The sequence below is a fragment of the Aeromonas salmonicida subsp. salmonicida genome, from assembly GCF_001643305.1.
In the GTDB taxonomy this organism is placed as follows: Bacteria; Pseudomonadota; Gammaproteobacteria; order Enterobacterales; family Aeromonadaceae; genus Aeromonas; species Aeromonas salmonicida.
Genome location: NZ_LSGW01000067.1, coordinates 1 through 16,592, shown reverse-complemented (window position 1 = coordinate 16,592; position 16,592 = coordinate 1). Strand labels below are relative to the sequence as shown.

The 16,592-nt window shown below is 55.9% G+C and carries 15 protein-coding genes and 7 pseudogenes; 7 read left to right on the top strand and 15 right to left on the bottom strand.

Annotated features, from left to right (window positions below):
* A pseudogene (locus tag AXW79_RS22910) lies at positions 1-154 on the top strand (IS630 family transposase); the annotation flags it as partial.
* 408 nt (positions 155-562) lie between these two features.
* On the opposite strand, the gene AXW79_RS11120 reads toward AXW79_RS22910, so the two are convergent.
* Both AXW79_RS11120 and AXW79_RS11115 read right to left on the bottom strand, forming a co-directional pair.
* Entirely contained in the window at positions 563-748 is a 186-nt protein-coding gene (locus AXW79_RS11120) for a hypothetical protein (protein WP_005321183.1), read from the bottom strand.
* Positions 749-888: 140 nt separating this feature from the next.
* Entirely contained in the window at positions 889-1,041 is a 153-nt protein-coding gene (locus AXW79_RS11115; RefSeq protein WP_043145146.1) for a Hok/Gef family protein, read from the bottom strand.
* A gap of 450 nt (positions 1,042-1,491) precedes the next feature.
* Here AXW79_RS11115 and AXW79_RS11110 point away from each other — a divergent pair, with 450 nt between their 5' ends.
* On the top strand, positions 1,492-1,932 hold the full coding sequence (locus AXW79_RS11110) for a CesT family type III secretion system chaperone (protein WP_005321180.1): 441 nt from the start codon (positions 1,492-1,494) through the stop codon (positions 1,930-1,932).
* Between the two features lie 6 nt (positions 1,933-1,938).
* Positions 1,939-4,126: pseudogene (gene aopO / locus AXW79_RS11105) on the top strand (type III secretion system effector protein kinase AopO).
* A gap of 10 nt (positions 4,127-4,136) precedes the next feature.
* On the opposite strand, the pseudogene AXW79_RS11100 reads toward aopO, so the two are convergent.
* Positions 4,137-4,860: pseudogene (locus AXW79_RS11100) on the bottom strand (IS630 family transposase); the annotation flags it as partial.
* A 77-nt stretch (positions 4,861-4,937) separates the two neighbouring features.
* Between AXW79_RS11100 and AXW79_RS22260 the strand changes: the two are divergent.
* Positions 4,938-5,183, top strand: a pseudogene (locus tag AXW79_RS22260) (transposase); the annotation flags it as partial.
* A gap of 240 nt (positions 5,184-5,423) precedes the next feature.
* Here AXW79_RS22260 and AXW79_RS11095 read toward each other — a convergent pair.
* Positions 5,424-6,467 (bottom strand): annotated as a pseudogene (locus AXW79_RS11095) (IS110 family RNA-guided transposase).
* 129 nt (positions 6,468-6,596) lie between these two features.
* On the opposite strand from AXW79_RS11095, the pseudogene AXW79_RS11090 reads away from it, so the two are divergent.
* Positions 6,597-7,748 (top strand): annotated as a pseudogene (locus AXW79_RS11090) (IS30 family transposase).
* A 9-nt stretch (positions 7,749-7,757) separates the two neighbouring features.
* Positions 7,758-8,657, top strand: a pseudogene (locus AXW79_RS11085) (IS3 family transposase); the annotation flags it as partial.
* Here the strand turns inward: AXW79_RS11085 and AXW79_RS11080 are convergent.
* The 4 genes from AXW79_RS11080 to AXW79_RS11065 form a co-directional block, all read right to left on the bottom strand.
* Positions 8,632-9,141 (bottom strand): AbiTii domain-containing protein, encoded by a 510-nt coding sequence (locus AXW79_RS11080; RefSeq protein WP_005321162.1) that lies wholly within the window; start codon positions 9,139-9,141, stop codon positions 8,632-8,634. The pseudogene AXW79_RS11085 and the gene AXW79_RS11080 overlap by 26 nt on opposite strands.
* A gap of 231 nt (positions 9,142-9,372) precedes the next feature.
* Complete coding sequence (locus AXW79_RS11075; protein ID WP_005321160.1) at positions 9,373-9,651, bottom strand: hypothetical protein; 279 nt, start codon at positions 9,649-9,651, stop codon at positions 9,373-9,375.
* Between the two features lie 15 nt (positions 9,652-9,666).
* On the bottom strand, positions 9,667-9,999 hold the full coding sequence (locus AXW79_RS11070; protein WP_005321158.1) for a type II toxin-antitoxin system RelE/ParE family toxin: 333 nt from the start codon (positions 9,997-9,999) through the stop codon (positions 9,667-9,669).
* The gene (locus AXW79_RS11065) at positions 9,996-10,277 is read right to left on the bottom strand and encodes a hypothetical protein (protein WP_005321147.1); all 282 of its coding nucleotides are present in this window, start codon (positions 10,275-10,277) and stop codon (positions 9,996-9,998) included. The genes AXW79_RS11070 and AXW79_RS11065 overlap by 4 nt, the downstream gene beginning before the upstream one ends.
* Before the next feature lie 220 nt (positions 10,278-10,497).
* On the opposite strand from AXW79_RS11065, the gene AXW79_RS11060 reads away from it, so the two are divergent.
* The gene (locus AXW79_RS11060; RefSeq protein WP_043151530.1) at positions 10,498-10,962 is read left to right on the top strand and encodes a hypothetical protein; all 465 of its coding nucleotides are present in this window, start codon (positions 10,498-10,500) and stop codon (positions 10,960-10,962) included.
* 288 nt (positions 10,963-11,250) lie between these two features.
* On the opposite strand, the gene AXW79_RS11055 is transcribed toward AXW79_RS11060, so the two are convergent.
* The 7 genes from AXW79_RS11055 to AXW79_RS11030 all read right to left on the bottom strand — a co-directional run bounded on the left by AXW79_RS11055 (position 11,251) and on the right by AXW79_RS11030 (position 16,458).
* Positions 11,251-12,234 carry an AbiTii domain-containing protein gene (locus AXW79_RS11055; protein ID WP_005321143.1) on the bottom strand — a complete coding sequence of 328 codons (984 nt, stop codon included), beginning with the start codon at positions 12,232-12,234 and terminating at the stop codon, positions 11,251-11,253.
* A gap of 170 nt (positions 12,235-12,404) precedes the next feature.
* On the bottom strand, positions 12,405-12,869 hold the full coding sequence (locus AXW79_RS11050; protein ID WP_005321141.1) for a hypothetical protein: 465 nt from the start codon (positions 12,867-12,869) through the stop codon (positions 12,405-12,407).
* Positions 12,835-13,050: a hypothetical protein gene (locus AXW79_RS22250; RefSeq protein ID WP_011899451.1), complete on the bottom strand. Its 216-nt coding sequence runs from the start codon at positions 13,048-13,050 to the stop codon at positions 12,835-12,837. Before AXW79_RS22250 ends, AXW79_RS11050 begins: the two co-directional genes overlap by 35 nt.
* Before the next feature lie 250 nt (positions 13,051-13,300).
* Positions 13,301-13,585, bottom strand: a complete 285-nt coding sequence (locus AXW79_RS11045; RefSeq protein WP_005321139.1) for a hypothetical protein — start codon at positions 13,583-13,585, stop codon at positions 13,301-13,303.
* A gap of 227 nt (positions 13,586-13,812) precedes the next feature.
* Positions 13,813-14,535 (bottom strand): NYN domain-containing protein, encoded by a 723-nt coding sequence (locus AXW79_RS11040; RefSeq protein ID WP_005321137.1) that lies wholly within the window; start codon positions 14,533-14,535, stop codon positions 13,813-13,815.
* A gap of 373 nt (positions 14,536-14,908) precedes the next feature.
* The gene (locus AXW79_RS11035) at positions 14,909-15,913 is read right to left on the bottom strand and encodes a DNA-binding protein (RefSeq protein ID WP_005321133.1); all 1,005 of its coding nucleotides are present in this window, start codon (positions 15,911-15,913) and stop codon (positions 14,909-14,911) included.
* 224 nt (positions 15,914-16,137) lie between these two features.
* Positions 16,138-16,458: a hypothetical protein gene (locus tag AXW79_RS11030; protein ID WP_005321131.1), complete on the bottom strand. Its 321-nt coding sequence runs from the start codon at positions 16,456-16,458 to the stop codon at positions 16,138-16,140.
* Between the last annotated feature and the right edge of the window lie 134 nt (positions 16,459-16,592).

The following is a 16,592-nucleotide window of genomic DNA, read 5'->3' as shown; positions in this document are numbered from 1 at the left end:
TAATCACATCGAACGACTGTGACACAAGTTACATGAATCCATCACTCGCAATCATCAATGCAGAGGGATGGCCAACCTGCTGGCTCGAGTGAAATACTTCATGGATACCGTGTCTCCTTTCCCCGTGAATGGCTATGGCACAGCGAAGGTGTAGCACTATTAGGATCAGTTATTTAGCACCAGCCGCTGGGTGCGGTATTAGCCATATTTTTCAACATGCGGAAGGTTTCGCTGGGGTAATCCTCGCCATGATGCTGGCTGGGTCGAGGATGTAATGCAGAGCGTCGCCAGTGAGGCCGTAGAGTTTGGCGTAATAGGCGTCGAGTTCGGGAGGCAGGACGGTTCCTGAGTAGTAGAGACAGACCTTACCGGGACAGTGCCTGCAGCGCTTCGCTTGTCTGCTGGCTTGTTCGTCGCAGCGAAAAGATGCCACTCATCAAAGCCCAGCCGTGACATGCTATTGCTTGAGTCCTGTGAGCCAGCTTGTTGTAGGGGCACAGGCATCAAACAATCAAAATTCGCTATTGATTAGTCAAATGGCCATTTTGATTGTTGCAGCACCTCAGTCAATGCTCTTGCGGTGCTGCTCCTGTACCCGCTGCCACTTCTTGCATTTAGCGCTGTTGCCCTGCTGTGTCCAGTAGCCGCAAATCATCCCGGCCAGCTCCGCGGCCAGGGCATGGTCACCATCCCGGCGACTCACAAGGTAATGGGACTGGTAGTTCTGGTATTGTTTCAGGCTCATCATCACTTACTCATGGGGTGGCGGATGTCAGGCAGTGTATCCATTTCCCCAGGGTACGCTGCTCTTCCCCCGAGATCCGCCATAAAAAGGTTGGGTGCTTGCGACCATGAACAAGCCATCTGAACAACCCCGCCTTGCCGGGGTTACCTCTTCGCTTCGTAGGCCAAGTTCAGCCGGATCTCCGTTTCTCCCTGGTGAACCTCAAGTTCACACAGGGAGTCTCGTACCAGGGAGATGACCCCCAGTGCGGTGATGCACACGATCAGCAGTGACACCACGGCGGTTTTTCCAAACATACTTGCCTCCTTCGGCTGAAGAGGCTTAGCAATCAGTATTGCTACGTATATGACTCGAGCCTCGTTGGTTAATGAAAATTGACCTTCGGGGCTTTCGTCTATCTGGCTCTTGCTTGCGCTTGAGACAAACAGCCTCAAACACCCGCGCCTATGATACAACCTTGACGCCCAATGTCCCAGAGAAGCCGACAAAACGACAAGCGAGAGCATCTGGCTCACATCGATGCACTGCTGCAGGATGCCATCCGCCAATGGCAGCCAGAACAGCCACGTCGCTGGCTGGCCAAATATGGCGGCTGGGCGTTTGAGAGCTTCGGGAGTGCGGCACGGCAATCTCGGCGACCCTTGGTCCCAAAATTCGCGGCTGTCAGTGATATATGCGGCGCCAGATTTCATCAATCATGGGCGGGGTTAACCACCCAACCGACCACCAGATTGAAGGGACCCTGCATGACCACTACTGCCGTCACCGGCCTGTTTCAAGAGATAGCGCACCAGCTGGGGCTGGAGACGCTAAGCCAGGATGAGCACGGCCTGTGCGAGCTGATCCTCAACGATCGCATCGTCATCATGCTGAGGGCGGATGAGTCATTGCAGCGGCTGACGCTGCTCGGGCCTGTCTCGGGAATGACCGGTCCCGAGGCGAAAGAGGCCGCCTGCCGTCTGTGGATGGGTCACAGCATCGCCGCCCTGACCCATGACGGCCCCCATCTCGCCTGGAGTGAGGAGCAGGGGCTGATCACCTTTTGTCACCTTGCGTTTCACGGCCTCAATGCCGAACGGGTCTGCCAGGCTCTGGCCGGCCTGTTCGAGTGGCTGAGTCAGGCTGCCGGCGAGGAGCGCTCACAGGATGGGCAACAAGCCCAGGTAACATCGGCAAGCTGGGTGTAATCAGTCATGAAGATCATCGGAACCACCACCCCCTCCATCACCCTCTCCCAGGCTCACGAGCGAGCGGCCAACCACGGTCAGCATCCCGTCGGCGAGCTCAACATAGAGGGAAAGCGATACAGGATCGTCGATAACCAGGTGCTGCGCCTCAATCCCCACGGTGGCATCGCCCGCTTTCGGGAGGGGGTGGGCAAGCTCTTCTCGGGGCAGGCACCGGACACCTCTTATGCACGCGCCCTCACCGAGACGCTCCATGCCGCCTGCAAGGCGGCGCCAAAGAGCCCGGGGGGGGAGGCGCCCCAGGAGATCGGCGGCCTGTTTGGCCTCAAGCCGCAGACCACGTTGCTGCTCGGCTGGAAGGGGGAGCCCCTGCCCGGGGCCCCGAGTCTGGAGGGGATGCGGGTAGCCGAGACAGACAAGTTTGCCGAAGGGGAGAGCCACATCAGCATAGTGGAGACCCACGACAAGCAGCGACTGGTGGCCAAGATAGAGCGCTCGGTCGCCGAGGGGCACCTGCAGGGGGAGCTGGAGGCCTATCAGCACATCTACCAGAGTGCGGGCAAGCATCCCAACCTCGGCAACGTGCACGGCATGGCCGTGGTGCCCTATGGCAGCCGCAAGGAGGAGGCGCTGCTGATGGACGAGGTGGATGGCTGGCGCTGCTCCGACACCATGCGGACCCTCACCGACCACTGGAAGCAGGGGAAGGTGAGCAGCGAGGAGTATTGGGGAACGGTCAAGTTTATCGCCCACCGCCTGCTCGATGTAACCGGCCACCTCGCCAAGGCCGGGATAGTCCACAACGACATCAAACCGGGTAACGTGGTCTTTGATAAGCACAGCGGCGAGCCTGTGGTCATCGATCTGGGGCTGCACTCACGCCCCGGGGAGCAGCCCAAGGGGTTTACCGACTCCTTCAAGGCGCCGGAGCTGGCGATCGGCAGCCCCTTGGCGTCAGAGAAGAGCGATCTCTTCCTCGTGGTCTCGACCCTGCTGCACGGCATCGAAGGCTTCGAGCGGGATCTGGAGAGAAAGCCCAACCAGGGGTTGAGCCTCACCAGGGGGACGGCTCATCGGCTCGATGAGCGGGGCAATCCGGTGCATCGGCCCGGTGTGGCAGGCGTCGAGACCGCCTACACCCGCTTCGTCGACCAGATTATCGGTGCCCCGGCCGAGCAGCGACCCGACTCCGCAGAAGCCAGGCTGCACGAGTTCCTGAGCGACGGCACCATTGACGAGGGGCGGGCCAGGCAGATCCTCAAAGAGACCCTCTCGGGCGAGCTGGCCGCCTCTCCTGCCGATGCGCGGCGGGTGACGCCGAGGAAGATCCGCGAGCTCTCCGATACCCTGCGGCTGCATCTGAGCAGCGCCTCGACCCGGCAGCTCAATGTGGGCATGGCCCTGTCGGATCTCGCCGCCATGTCGGCGGTGCTCGACAAGGCCGAGCGTCAGGAGTTTGCCGATCAGGGTCAGATCAAGAGTTTCAACAGCCTCATTCTGAAGGGATACGGGGTGATCGCCAGCTATGTGAAAGGGGAGCTGGATGAGAGCAAGACCCCTCAGGGTGAGCCTTCGCCCCAGCTGAGCTGGCAATATCATGAAGTCGGTTGCCGAGCCTACGCTCAAGCAGATCCAGGGGCAGTTGGCCCAGAGCCACGGCCTCGTTGATATCGCCACCCTGGAGCGCTCCCGCCAGCATCTGGAGACCCTGCTGACGGTGCTGTTCCCCTCCTCCCCCCAGGAGAAGGTGTCGCCAGAGGTGTATGACTTTCTCTACCGGGTGGCCGAGGTCAAGGGCTCTCTCGGCGTACGGCTCGATGGCCTCAAGGGGCAGCAGCAGAGGGTGCGCAGTGAGCTGTCCACCCTGATGAGAGCTGTCACGGCCTGGGCCGGCGACGCCCGTCAGGCGCTGCAGCGTTTCGATAGCATTCGCCCCGTCGTGAAGTTTGGCTCGGTTCAGGATATGGCCGTTCACCGCAGTATGATCGCGGCCTATGCGGCCACCACCTTGCAGGAGGTCGCGGGCTTTGCCGGCGAGATGCGCCACTTCGCCGCCGCCGCCACTCCTCTGTTGACCCAGCTGGGACGCAGCACCCTGGCAGACGAGGGGCTGACCTTCCAGCGCGAGCAGTTGCGCGAACTGGTGACCGTCGCCGAGCGGCTCAACCGCCTCTCCCAGGAGTGGATCCGCTAAATAACTGATCCTAATTCCGCTCCAGTTGCATAAGCCTATATCCGTTGCCAGGGAACGGTGCGGCATTATCCAGAAAGTAGCACACTCGATGTAACAGCTCATCCAATGTTCGGTATTGGTGGTTCCGGGTGATGGTTTCATGGAGGAAATACCACTGGCGCTCAATCCGGTTTACCCACGGTGAATACACCGGCTGGAACAGCACGATGAACTTCGGATTGCTTGCCAGCCATCGCTGCGCCTTCTTGCTTTTGTGGATGATGTAGTTGTCCAAAATCAGCGTGATGATCTTGGCGCGCCGATAGGTTCGTTTCAGCGTCTTGAGCAGTGACAAGAACAAGTCCGTGTCTTTGCTATCGCTCGCCACATAGGTCACGTTACCGGTTCCAGCATGCAGGGTGCCGGTGATGTAATGCTTGCGATTTTGGCCCGGCGTCACCACTTTCTTCTGCTTTGCGCGAAGCATCCAGTTCGCACCAAACAATCCCGAGTCGGGGCAGCCAGCGCCGTATCGTCGAAGCATGTAATGACAGCTGCCAATTCCGCTTTAATTCAAGCGCCATCAGTTCGGTACTCCAACGGGAACGCTGATACCCCAGCTCCTGTGGTGAGAGCTGGACCAATAATCGCAACAGGCCAGCGATCTGCACGAATGGCAGCACGGGCTTACGGCTGCGAGGCTCACTTTCAAGGCCTTCCAGCCCGTACAGTGTGTACCAGTTAACCCAGTGATTATGTAGTGGTCTAATCATCCCGGACACCATTTTAGGTGGTACAGTCGCCACCATAACCTGAGGTGTTCAATGACTAGATTACGTCTACTGCCGAATTCAAACTCGAAGCCGCATCTCTGGTGCTCGACCAGGGATATTCTGTCCCCGAAGCAAGCCGTTCACTGGATATCGGTGAAACCATACTTCGCCGCTGGGTTCGGCAACTGCAATCCGAACGAACCGGCACCACTCCTATCAGCAAAGCGCTGACTCCGGAGCAGCAGAAAATCCAGGAGCTGGAAGCCCGCATCAATCGGCTCGAACGCGAAAAGGACATTCTAAAAAATGTATGGTCTGCTCCTTATCTACAAGCTTGAACTGATTTCCAGAAGTCGTTTGCGTCAATGTATCCGGCCTGTCTGTGAGCCGTTTTCCGGCTCTGGCCTTGATGGGATCCGCACGTCGTCGTCCTAATAAAGCTACCAGTCATGAGAGACTGCTTTTTTAGCCAGGCTGCAACGTCGTGGGGTGAACGCTTCTGTCATCTGTTTTTGGCTCGCAAAACCGGGTATGAGTTATATCTGTTAAACGGCTGCGCTTGCGTTGGGATAGGGTTGGTAATCCCTGCCGGATGTCAGTACTTTCCAGCAAATTCGCATTATCTTGTTGGCCAAGGCGATAAGGACCACATGATGGTGATGGCCGGCCTCCAGCCTCGCGACCCATTCGCCTAACGATGATTTGTCACGCTTCATGTGAATTTTTAGCGCTTTGGCGCCCTGAATAACCATTTGCCTTAAATAGCTATTGCCACGCTTACTAATCCCGCCGAGCGAAGATTTGCCGCCCGTTGAATATTGCCTGGGGACCAGCCCCAACCAGGCTGACAGGTCGCGGGCTTTCTTGAATTGTGAACCATTGCCAATCGCGGCAATTAACGCGGTTGAGACAATCGGTCCAATGCCGGGGACAGTACTGATTTTTTGGCACAAACCTGATGCGCTTGAGGCTTGTCCGAGCATGAGGCTCATGTCATCAATCTGAATATCCAGCTGTTGCCACCGTTCTCTCAGGCGTAATACCAAGGCGCGGATAAAGTCAGGCAAGCCATTCTCGGCATCTTCAAGGATCGTCGGCAGAGAGCGCTCGAAGACTTTTCTGCCGACTGGCACGGTGAGCCCATATTCCAGCAGCAACGCTCGCATCTGATTGACAGTGGCGGTACGTTCGATGATGAAACGTTGACGGACTCGATGAGTCGCCTGCAATGCCAACTGTTCATGAGATTTCAACGGGACACAGCGCATAGTGCCTCTGCTACCAGCCTCGGCAATGGCGGTAGCATCGTTGAAGTCATTCTTGTTTGATTTGAGGTAGGGCTTCACAAATTGGGCAGGGATAATCTTGGGTTCGAACCCCGCCTGTTGAAACAGGCGCCCCCAGTATTGCGAACCAGGACATGCCTCGAAGGCGACCCGACAGGGTGGGGTCGTACTGATGAACTATTTTAGTTGTGAACGAGTGAGCTTTTGCTTGGTCAATACATGCCCCATGCGATCCATCGCCACCAGGTGAAACCAATTTTTGCCTAAATCGATCCCGTAAATGTAAATCTGCGCTTGCGTCATGATGAGCCTCCTTGATGCTGGCTACAGCATAGCGGGGTGGATGGAGCAGACCATCCCATTAGGCCGCTGTAGATTCAATTGATCAACGCAACAACCATGTGAAAACATGCAGCTGCGGAGGATTGTTGAATGAAACGAACATTTACAGCAAAGGAAAAAGCGTTTGTTTTTGATCTGTGGAAGCGCGGTACTGGCTTCAGTGATATAGCAAAAATCCTGGATTAAAAACCCGGTACAATTTTCACCATGTTGAGAGACACGGGAGGCATCAAACCGACCGAGCGTCGCTGAGCAGTAGCTCACCTGACGCTATCCGAACGTGAGGAGATTCGAGCCGGTCTTTCTGCAAAGATGAGTATCCGTGATATAGCGCGGGCCCTTAACCGCTCTCCATCAACAATATCTCGGGAAGTTCAACGCAACCGTGGCAGACGCTATTACAAAGCTGTTGATGCTAATAATCGCGCTAACCGCATGGCTAAAAGACCTAAAGCATGCCTTCTCGAACGGAATTCGCGATTGCGAGAACTGGTGCTGGAAAAACTCGAGTTGAAATGGTCTCCAGAGCAGATATCGGGGGGGTTCAAAAGAACGATGCCTCGCCAGAAAGCGATGCAGATCTCTGCCGAAACGATCTATAAAACGCTGTATTTTCGTAGCCGGAGTGCGCTACACCATCTGCTTGTCAAGCATCTACGTCGTTCTCACAGCCTGCGTCATGGGAAACGCCATACCCGCAAGGGAGAGAGGGGCACCATCAATATAGTGAACGGTATTTCAATCCATGAGCGCTCCAGACACATCGATAATCGACGAACTTTTGGTCACTGGGAAGGCGACTTGGTTTCCGGCACTAACAACTCCCACATTGCCACGCTAGTAGATAGAAAGTCGCGCTACACCATCATTCTCAAGCTAAGTGGAAAAGATGCTGGTTCTGTGAATCAAGCAATTACAGAAAAATTTAAGACGTTGCCGCGTAAGCTCAGACAGTCGCTGACATGGGATCGCGGCATGGAACTGGCCAAGCATCTGGAGTTTACTGCAAACGCTGGGGTGAAGGTTTACTTCTGTGATCCCCAGAGTCCCTGGCAACGGGGGACGAATGAAAACACCAATGGGCTGATCCGACAATACTTCCCCAAAAAGACATGTCTTGCCCAATATTCCCAGCAAGAGCTGGATACGGTTGCAGCGCAACTAAACAGCAGACCGAGGAAAATCCTGAAATTTAAAACGCCAAAAGAAGTTATTGAAAAGAGTGTTGCGTTGACAAGTTGAATCTACAGCCGCGTACTTTGCCAGCGAGTCAAGGAAAGGTACGCGTTCATAACCTCCCGACTCGACCGGTACAGTGTCGTTACCCTGTGCCAGACCCTGGGGGTTCACCGAAGTGGCTTCTACGCGTGGCTGAAACAGCCCGTATCGCCACGACAGCAGGAGGACGAACGACTGATAGGATTGGTCAAGCAATCTTGGCTGGAAAGTGGTGCTGTCTACGGTTATCGCAAGATCCATCGCGACCTTCGTGACGCAGGGGAAGCCTGCGGCAAGCACCGTGTGGCCAAATTAATGATGCGGGAAGGGCTGCGTTCGCAAACGGGCTATCAACGCCGTAAGGGGCATTATGGGGGCAAGAGCCTACAGGCTGCCCCGAACACGCTGGCACGTCAGTTTAAAGTGCCAGCCCCCAACATCTCCTGGGTGACTGACATTACCTACATCCGCACTCAAGAAGGGTGGCTGTATCTGGCTGTGGTGCTCGACCTGTTCTCTCGCCAGATCGTCGGCTGGGCGATGAAGTCACGCATGACGGCAGACTTGGCGGTTGATGCGTTATTGATGGCTGTCTGGCGGCGCAAGCCCAAGCAGCCGGTACTGGTGCATTCGGATCAGGGCAGCCAGTTTACCGGTGGTGAATGGCAGGACTTTCTGAAGGCTCACAACCTGAGTTGCAGCATGAGCCGACGTGGCAACTGTCACGACAACGCGGTCGCCGAGAGCTTCTTCCAGTTGCTCAAACGGGCGCGGATCAAGCGCAGGATTTACCCGACAAGAGACGAAGCCCGCAGCGACGTATTTGATTATATCGAGATGTTTTACAACCCAATCAGGCGTCATGGTTCCAATGATGGGCTGTCACCGGTAGAGTTTGAAAGGCAGTTTATTTTTCAGCAACAGAGTGTCTAGAAAACCAGGTGCGATTCAACCACATAAGCAGCTTGTCCCTCACTGCATCTATGAGGGCACGGACTTGGTTTGCACCCAGCACCCTCTCTGGCACCATCGAGATCCCCAGGTCATGCATCAGAGATGCAACAATTTCAGAACTAAATGCAAAGCGCAGATTTTTTCCTGGTATGGCTAACGCTTCCAGTGCGCTGATCGAATGTGCCATGCGACACATAGATAACCGGGCGGCGAACTCTGCATGATCAATAATTAGTGGAATCATCCCCCGCATTGGATTCATGGCCTTCAATTCACACTTTAGTAAGCGATATGACGGCAACTCCACTCCATCAGGATACCCATGCAACTCATAACTGATCCAAGTAGCCCACTCGGTTTGTTTTAACTGACGAGCTGCAACCAGTGCGCGACGTAGCAGATCGGAGGTAGTGACTCTCGGGCCGCTGGCCATATTTACCAGTTCGGGGATAAGAGCGGGCATCGATACGTTCCTGGGCAAAATGGGAACCCTATTGTACCCGGTTTCGGTCGTTCGGATTGCAGTGCTGCAACCAGGATCAGCGCTGGGCGGTAAGCGACGGCATCGGTTCGCCGTCGTGCACCCGCCAGCAGGCAAGCGCAGCGCGGCAGCCCTCCTTTTGCCCGCTGCTTTGGCCGTTGGCCCAGAAACGCTCGGGGCGGGGCTGGCAATCAGTTTGCTCTGATCCTCACGCTATGAGTGAGGTAGTTCGGCAAACCGCTTGTCATAAGCCTTGGCTAACCAGTGCAGCACCAGGGAGGCAACCAATCCCATCCCCATTTGCAGCACGGTGTATCGGGTATCCACGATCAGCACAACGACAAGGGCGATGGTAAAAACCAGCTCACCGATCGCCGCCAAGGTGGATAGCAGCGAGCCCACAGCTGTCGGTTGAGTACCATGGATAACCTGCAGGTTATCGCGTAATTTGCGAAACTCGGGCCTGCCTAACGCTTGCTTGTTGATCCTCATCGTTTCCCCACTCCGTCATTGTCGCAAGATCAGGTGCCGGTACAGGGCATCCTCGATGCTTTGGCGCTGATGCAGCACCAGCAGGATATAGGCGGCATCGGGCTGCACACTGTAGAGCACCCGATAGCCTTTCTGATCGATCCGCTCGCCCACATCGAGGCCATAGTCTGCCGTGCTCGGGCACTGGCGATAGAGCAGGGCGTTGGCACTGATCGCCGCCACGGCCTCGGTCAGCAGCATCTCCACTAGGGCGGCGGCATGCTCGGCCCCGCTATGCACTGCATTGAAAGCTTCAATGCAGTGCAGGCAAGTCAGCGCGGTGGCGGTCACACGCACCGGCAGCGTCATGCGCGGGCCGCCCGCAGCAGGGTCAGCGCTTCATCCTCGCTGTAAGAGCGGCCTTTGCGGCCAATGTCCTGGGTGGCCAGGGCAACCAGCTTGACCAGCGCCTTTTGCTCGCGCTCCTGGTGCAGATCGGCCATCTCTTGGGCACGGTCGGCGGCGGTGGTGATAAAGAGCTCGGGGGTGCCGTTCTTGGTGACGTAAACCCCGCCGTTGAACTGTTCAGGGGTGCCCAGCGCTTCGCGGGCGGCGCGCTGGGACATGGCTTTGACGACTTCTCTCATGGCGTTATCTCTTTCTGCTGTAGATGACGGGATCAGTATACCCCCGCTCGGGGCTCACTGGTACAATATTGATTACCAATTTAACCCACTCATACCGGCTCGCCCTGGATAGCCGGTTTTCCCTGGTACTTTGGCCGTTGGCCAAGAAGACAAATGCCAGTCCCCCAAACCGCAGTATCTGCGTGATATAATGGCCCTTTCGTGTCCACTTGGTTTCGCTATGACGAGCAAAGACCACGGGGTCTTCGGCTCCCCGAACCAAAACGTTACACACCCCGCTGGGTTGGCTTGTTATGGCATGATCCCCGAGATTGTGTCTAAAGGTGAGTGGATCCCTGCTGGCGAGATCTTCTTGAGAGTCGGCAGACATACAGGCCCAAACAGAGGCTTTGGCGTTCGCCATATCTGGGCTGAACATGAGAAGGAATTGACCAAGATGGGCTACCACACCATCAACGATGTGGCCCGCTATATCAGCGACATTATTCGGCCTGGAGCCAAGATATATTGTGAGTTCAACAGTGCGGCGGGCCGCCACCGTCCTACCGTCCTGAAATCCCCGCTCGGACTCGTTGTGCTTGAGCCCAGGGAAGCACCGGAAACCGCATCTGGCCACATCTATACGGTTGTTACCGCCTATACAAAACGCACCGCACATGACGTTCTGGTGGGAAACGTACAATGAAAAAGGGCACACCGTAGTGTGCCCTTTATGAAAGGTTGGTAGCCGCAGCGTTTCCTTAGCTCATGGGTTCGGAAACCGACTCGTTTGTCGAACTACCGTCAGATAACCAGCTATCTGACTGCCCAATGTAGAAGGTCAATTACTGGTTGATCCCCCCTACAGATGCTCTTGCAGCAAAATGAGTTTATCAAAGTTACCCAGTGGGTAACAAGAGAAGAGATAATTATCTCAAGCATGGCAACTCATTCCTTGTGCTTTCCCCCGCCCAAAGATGCTAAGCGTTCCTGCTTATCGCCAGCAGGCAAGCGCAGCGCGGCAGCGTCCTTTTACCCTGGGCTTTGGCCGTTGGCCCAGAATGCAAAGCGGGGCCGCTGCCCCGCTCTTGTTCCCGATATTGATCAGTTGCCGGTCAAGGTGGCCAGCCACCCCAACGCTTGCGCCGCCAGCACCTTCCAGGATCGTCCGAACACTCCCTGCCACGGCTCCGATCACCGGCCACTTGGGGTTAGGTGAAGCGGCCTGAGCCTTGAGGGTATCCAACTCGGCCTGCAGCTCCGCACACACCTCTCGCTGCAGTTGGCCTTGTTCGATCACCTGCGCCAGCCACGGTAACAGAGCCGCTATGGCGGCCTCTTTCTGCTCGCCGGTCACCGTCTGCTGTTGTTGGCCGCCTGGCGAGCTCACCATCAGTTGGCCACCGTTGAAATCGCCCCCGATGTGAATTGCAAACTGCTGGGCCTGCTGCCGTTCCTGGGCGGTGAACGTCATTCCTTCTCCATGGATCCCAGCCTCCGCCAGATCCAGCGCCCAGATCAGCACTTTGTCTCGTACCGCCCCTAACTGCCCACGAACTTTGCAGGCATCCACAGCTACCTCTGGTGTCATTGGTAGTCGTTGCGATCCTCTTAGAGCCTCCGCTAATTCAGGTGGAAACAAGTACCTCACCCCGAACTCGGATGTGGCCAGTTCTTCAAGCTCCGTCACGGAGCAGTTAAATCGACATGTCGATAACTTCTCCGCAATCTCGGTTGACGGGGTATGAAGCGGGATCAATCCCCTAACCGGGTTGTAGGCTTTAAGCTCACCGCGTAGCAACCGGTAGGCCGGTAAATCAACGCCATCTGGGTATCCCTGCAACTCATTATTGATCCAGGCGGCCCATTCATGCTGCTTGAGCAGGCGGGCTGCGACCAACGCCTTGCGCAGCAGATCGGTGGTCTTGACGGCCGGATCGCTGGCCATGGCGATCAGTTCATGGATAAGGGCGGGCATCGGGTACTCCAGGGCGACAAAGGAGGCCCATTGTACCCGTTTTGGCCTTGTCAGTTGCAGCGCTGCAAACAGGACGGCTCCCCGCCGCCCTGGATAGCCGGTTTTCCCTGGCACTCTGGCCGTTGGCCCAGAAAGCAAAAACCCCGCATGTGCGGGGCTTGAGCAATGTTTCAATCGTCAACAGGATCAGGAAACAACGGGTTTTCTTTATCGGGATCATTAGACCTGGGGAAAGGCTCATGGATCTTCATGAACCCCTCAATGATCACCTTCTGTTCACCTTTCTTACGGTAGTGGATCACTTCCGCACTGGTAAGGCCATAAAGGTTCAGCCCCAAGTCAAATGTAAAGCTGTAGTTTGAGTGTCGCGAATAGCTAGGGCCACAGTGATAGTGCCAATAATTATCAGCCTTATAACTTTCGCAATAGGGGAGGGTGTTGCCGCCGTTATCCTGCCAAGAGGGCTTGTTTTTCCCAGATAGCGGTTTGCCTTGGCCCACGTTCGTCATGAATGTAACCAAAGCACTCACTTGTTCTGGTTCAAGAAAAGGGAAATCGACAAAAACGCCATCATTCAGCGTTCCGGTCTCAAAGGCGGGATTAAGCTCGACTGATTTGCCCTGCTTGCGACTCATGTATGGCCCTGATCTGATGCTGACGGGCCATCATTTTAGCAAGAAGTTCATCGTGAGTCCCAGAGGTATCCACCGGATTGTTCACAATGGAGCGGCGACTGATCAGCGTTTGTTGTGCCTGCACCACTGCGCGATCTTCCTCTGTGAGGAAAGACATATCTGCGGTTGCATAACTTGGCATGATAGACGTCCTATTTGATGAGGGCTGCTGGCATTCATTGCCAACGAACCAAACTCACTGGAGAATTATTGCAAGAATATTAGTGCGCTAAAGTCAGTGTATCAAATTTGACGAAGAGGTCAAAATTGATACGCGAATTGCTTTCCTCCCTACCTGTTCGACGTTGTGCTGCGCGGTAGCCTCTTTTGTCCGCTGCTTTGGCCGTTGGCCAAGAAAGCAAAAGCCCCGCAATGCGGGGCTTGGAGGTAACTTAGTGCAGGTTCCCAAGGGAGTGCCCAGGCTGATTGGCGGTAGGCTGGCCAGGGAGTGGGCTCGGTGACGGGGTCAACGTGGTTTGCTCCGCCTCATAGGCTGCCACGGCCGCGATTGCGGCCGCTTGGCCTGCCTTAATCGCCACCGCCTTGATGATCTCCTGCATGCCGCCCTGCTCTTTGACGCGGCGATTGAAGGCTGCGCACCCCCTAATGGTGTCCCCATTCGGCATCTGCAGGGGGTTGTACCAGGGATCTTTGGGCTTGTTGTTATCGTTGGCCATATTTGGCTCCTGTCTAAACGTCTGATGATAGGAGACCCCAGGGAGCGGGGTCGGCCTCGCTCGCTGTGTCCGAGCCCCCCTATTAAGCACCAAGAGATGGCGTTGGACAAACCCGACGGTGGCAAAGGGAGGATCCCCCCTGGATAGCCGGATTTGGCCTTGGCTTTGGCCGTTGGCCCAGAAAGCAAAAGCCCCGCATATGCGGGGCTTGGTCACTCGATAACAGTTTACATAACCCCTTTCATATCAGGGTATGTACGACTTTTATGCTCCTTGGCTATCAGGGATGCGAACTTGCCCAGGTGCGAGCTCAAACCGTCGATGTGCTCACTCAGGTCGGCATTGATGGATGCCTGCATGGCATCGAGAACGAAATGAACTCCCTCCGCTCTGGCCAGCTTTGCTGCTGGTACAAAGTCACTGTCACCCGAGATCAGGACAATCTTGTTGACCTGCTTCTTGAGGGTCAGTGTGGCGATATCCAGTCCAAGTTTCATGTCTACCCCTTTCTGTGGAGCATGTAACACTATCTTCTCTGCCGGTATTTGATTGGCCTGGATCCGGCCAGCTAACAGCGACTTGTGCATGCGATCATCAGCAATCTTCCATTGACGGTCGTTCTTGCTCAGGAACCCCATGCGGCGGGCAACATAGGGTTGCTTCACCAAGGCTTGATGTAGCTCTTTTCGGAAAATGGCTTGTGGAGTCTTGGAAAAGTCGATGTTCTGATCGGTGACTGGATGAACAAATCGATCTTCCAAAGGAGGGCAGTCGTAGAAGAATATTCGATAGATCTGTTCGTCGTGGAGAGGGTCAGCATGCAAGATCCAGTAACGCCACATCAATTTGGCCAGCTCAGTCCCACTCATGCTCTTCGTGGGATCAACCTTTCGCCGGAATAGGCGCACAAAGTAATCGCCATCCACCAGTACCGCTACGCTCGTTGCCATCGCCACCCCTTAAAAACGAAAATGCCCCAGAGTCGGCTAACCCTTATCGGGTGGCTAGCGTCAGTCTGGGGCTTTATTGTCAACTACCTTACTCAAATTTGACGAATACGTCAAAGATAATTATCTCAATCATGGCAACCCTTCCCTGCCTATCCCCATCTTCGATGACCGGCGATCTAGATCTGTGGTGCTGGGCGGTAAGCGATTGCATCGGTTCGCCATCGCGTACCCGCCAGCAGGCAAGCTTTGTGCGGCAACGTCCTTTTGACCTTGGCTTTTAGAAAGCAAAAGTCCTGCATGGCGGGGTTTTTGGTCGCGCCAGCCTCAACCGTTGTCATTCATCATTTGCCAGCGCTGGCCATCTTCGCCAACCTTACTGCTTGCCATGTCCAGACTGAGTAGTGAACGTTGCCAGCAGCCCCCGCGTTGCCTCCAGCTCGCCTCGTTGCGCAGCAGCCGCCTCGCGGGCGGTGGCGGCATCATGACGAGCAGCCTCATAGTCAGCTTCGATCCGATCGAGGCGCTCGGCCTGTTTCTGCGCCTCCTCAATCATCCGTTGGCGCTCTGCGACATGGGTCTGATCGGCGGCCTCGGCCTGGGCGGTCGCTATAGCGAGACGTTCCCGCAGCTGTTGGATAGTTTCGTCGCGGTTGGCCAGCTGGACGGTCTGCTTTTCCTGCTCTCGCTCGGCCAGCTCCAGCCGCTGTTGCGTCCGATCTCGTTCGGTTCGCAACCGATCCGCATCACTGCGCAAGGCATCTTCTACCTGCTGCGCTGCGATCGCTGACTGCTCAGCCTCCATATGGGCATGATCGAGCTCAGCCCGTAGCTCACCGGCCCGCAGCTCAGTGTCCTCGCAGCGCTGCTGGGCCAATGCCGTCGCCTGTTCGGCAGCCTGCAGCTGCTGGCGGATTGCGTCCAGCTGTTGGGTCATGGTCTTGAGTGCCTCAGCATTGAGCGCCAGTTGTTCTGCCTGCGCGGCGATCTGCTCTTGTGCCGTTTCCAACTCCATCGCCTGCAGCTCAAACGCAGCAGACTGCTCAGCTGACAGCTGCAGCAGGTCACTTTTCTCGGCTTCAAACCCGGTGCGAGCAGCATCCAGTGACTCGTTGGCCAGCAGCTGGGCCGTCTCCCAGAAGCTCTGCCCCAATGCGCGAACATGCTCCTGCAGCGGGAGCGGAAGTGGCTCACGCACCACCTGCACTTGCTTGCGCTGGCTTTCGCGCCAGCCCTTCATCACCTCAACCACCGTACTCATGGCAGCTCTGCTTTCCTGGCGCACCGCTTCGACGGTCGGGCACTCGCCAGTGGTGCTGCGCTCATAGAGGGCATTCGCGGCGGCGATGATGCGTTCTTTGACCTCGGCTGACACGGCCATGTTGTTCTCTTCTTGAGTTAGTAGTAATAATAGTAACACCACTACTATTATTACTACTAACGTTGTTTCCTACCCGATAGCCACCGATCGGCTGTGCCGGTTGCAGTGCTGTAAGCGGGTCGGATCCCCGCCACCCTGGATAGCCGGATTTGGGTCTAGCTTTGGCCGCTGACCAAGAAAGCAAACGCCCCGCTCATGGCGGCGCTCACAATCTGCGTCCTCAATCAGTTATCGGACAATTCGGTACGGCGTGGAACCGTAAGACTCCGTAAAAATGACTGGTAGCGCCCAAGATCACTCTCGTAGTGAGATAGTGGCTTGATGAACTCTGGCGCGTACTCACCAATGGCACCATTGACTAATCGCTGCATGTGTTCATGAGCATCGGGATCAGACAAATCTTTGAGCTGCCCACGCATGACTTTCCTGTTGATATAGTTGAGTCCCATCCCATTACTAGCGAGCACCAAATCGGCTAGATCCAACAGATTCTCAGTCGCAATTCTTTTAGCCTGGAAGGAGGCAAGTTCTACGATTGTGCCCATACTCTCGCTTTCCTCAAAGAATCGTCACTCTGGTGGGGTCTATTCCACACGATCGGATCAACTGAATCGCCCCCAGTTCCCTATAAACCTCACAGCCTTAAAATGAGGCAACTATTGGAGGTGGTATGACCCGT